The organism is Chloroflexota bacterium, from assembly GCA_015478725.1.
Taxonomy (GTDB): domain Bacteria; phylum Chloroflexota; class Limnocylindria; order Limnocylindrales; family CSP1-4; genus C-114.
The window spans coordinates 1-2,156 of the sequence record JADMIG010000079.1; the positions used below are offsets into that span (position 1 = coordinate 1).

Here is a 2,156-nt window from a genome sequence, read left to right on the forward strand (position 1 = left end):
CTTCGAGTGCCATCCCGTTGTTGACGAGGAGCGTCGCCGTGCCATGGCGGATCCGATGGGAGCCGAACGTCCGCAGCGTCCCGCCGCCAGCGTGATAGCGACGGCGGAGCATGAGCGAGAGGGCATTCATCGTCAGGGGTCGTGGCTCCCCGGCTCCGGCCGAGAGGAAGACCCAGCCCGGATCGTCGGTCGAGTCGGCAGGGGCGCCACCGAGGAGCACTGGCCGACCCCGCTCGAGGTACGCGGCGAGGGCGGCCCGCGTCTCGGGATGGAGGGCGACCTCGAGGGTCTTGCCACCCTTGGCATGGCGGAACGCGATGACCGATCGGACGAGGTCGATATCGTCGAGTCGGAGGAGCCGGACCGAGCTGTTGCGGGCGGCGGTCGTCACGAAGAGCGACACGATCGCCCGGTCGCGCAGGTCGAGCGGACGATCGCCCGCACAGCCCGCCTCGAGCGCCCGCAGGTCGGCGAGGGTGGCGCTCTTCGGCGGGGTCTCCTCGGATGGCAGGAGCGGATTGCGGGCCGTCCGCCGCCGCGAGCGGCGGAACGGGTCGACCCCGATGATCCCCTCATCGACGAGCCAGATCGCCAAGGAGCGCAACGGTCGGACATACGCGTTGACGCTGTTCACCGAGAGGGTCGCCACCGACCCTGCCCGGAGGGAGCGGCCGAGCGCATCGGGGGCGCCCCGCCAGACCCCGGCCACCTTCGGCCGGGCGCGCAGCGCGGTGACGTACTCGACGAGGGTCGGAAAGTCGAGCGACGCGGTCGTGAGCGGTCGCTCCGTCGCCTCGAGCCAGCCGGTGAAGCGGGCGAAGTCGTCGGCGTGCTTGCGGCGGGTCACCGGCCCCCAGGCGGCACCGAACGTCATCGTGTATTCGGCGATCAACGGCCGCAGTGCGACGGCGGGGAGTGGCTCCGGCGCTCGCCGGCCGACGGTCGCCAGCGGCTGGGCCAGGGCGGCGTTCGGGGCCAACGGGAGGACCGCCGGCCGCTTCTCGTGGAGCGGTCGCCGCCCGCGCGTGCGGGGGGCCTCGACAGTGGCGTCGGATCGCGATAGCATGACGCGACAATACGTCAGTCTGACGCTCTCAGCAACCAGTCGTCAGGGGAGGATCACCCGATGCCACGAGGGGACGACGAGTTCCGCACCCGCATGCGCGAGGTCCTTGCCCGCTCCGGTCGCTCGATGCGCGGGCTGTCGGCCGCGTTCGGTCGCGATCCGGGCTATATCGCGGCGCTCCTCGATCCCTCCCGGCCCTCACGGGCCCGCCCGACCCCGGCCGATCTGCTCCGGGCGTCCGATGCGACGGGGATCAGCTTCGTCGAGCTGCTCGAGCTGCTGTGGGGGATCGATCGAGCCCGCCTCGCCGACGAGCTCACCTCGCTCGGTGCCCTTCGCTCGGCGGACCGCCGACTCGAGCGGCTGAGCGAGACCGAGCGGAGCGAGGTGGCGGCCTTCATCGCGTTCGTCGTCGAGCGCCACGAGCGAGGGTCGGGCCGCCGATCAGCGCGCTGACCCGACCGCGGCCCGCGCCGAGCGTCCGCGCCGAGTGTCCGCGCCCGGGAGGTACGATTGGTTCCCATGTCGTCGATCACCGTCACCCACGCGCGGGTGAACCGTTCCGCTTGGGCGCCAGCGGCCGTCGCGACGTGACGGCGCGGCATGCCAGGCCCGGCGGCAGCGTGAGCGGGGCGCCCGCGGTCTGGCTGCGGATCGAGGGCCTCGCCGGCTTCATCGTGGGGATCGCGATCTACCTCGCAAACGGGGGCCAGGTCCTCTTCCTCATCCCGCTCCTCCTCGCCGTCGATCTCTCGATGATCGGCTATCTCATCGGCCCTCGACCGGGGAGCGTGACGTACAACCTCGCCCATAACTGGGCCGTCGGGCTCCTCGTCCTCGGCGCTGGCTGGGCGTCCGCCGCCGTGCCGGCGCTCCTCGTCGGCTCGGTCCTGATCGCGCACGTCGGGATCGACCGTCTTGCCGGCTACGGGCTCAAATACCCGAGCTCGTTCGGGGACACCCACCTCGGGCGCATCGGGCGCTGAGCGACGGTTCGGACGCGGGCGCCCGTCCGCGGGGGTCTCCCGGACCCTCCTAGCCCGAACTTCCAGCGCCCGGCGGGCCTGATCGGGGCCTGTCACGACCCTTC

3 protein-coding genes are annotated in these 2,156 nt (G+C 72.2%); 2 read left to right on the top strand and 1 reads right to left on the bottom strand.

Going from position 1 to position 2,156, the window contains the following annotated elements:
• On the bottom strand, positions 1 to 1,066 hold a 1,066-nt coding region (locus IVW53_15795), incomplete at its 3' end, for a tyrosine-type recombinase/integrase (protein ID MBF6607026.1).
• Between the two features lie 60 nt (positions 1,067 to 1,126).
• Between IVW53_15795 and IVW53_15800 the strand changes: the two genes are divergently transcribed.
• Together IVW53_15800 and IVW53_15805 are read left to right on the top strand one after the other, a co-directional pair.
• Positions 1,127 to 1,522 (top strand): hypothetical protein, encoded by a 396-nt coding sequence (locus tag IVW53_15800; GenBank protein MBF6607027.1) that lies wholly within the window; start codon positions 1,127 to 1,129, stop codon positions 1,520 to 1,522.
• 134 nt (positions 1,523 to 1,656) lie between these two features.
• A complete protein-coding gene (locus IVW53_15805) occupies positions 1,657 to 2,052 on the top strand; it encodes a DUF4260 domain-containing protein (GenBank protein ID MBF6607028.1) in 396 nt (131 codons plus the stop codon).
• The last annotated feature ends 104 nt before the right edge of the window (positions 2,053 to 2,156 follow it).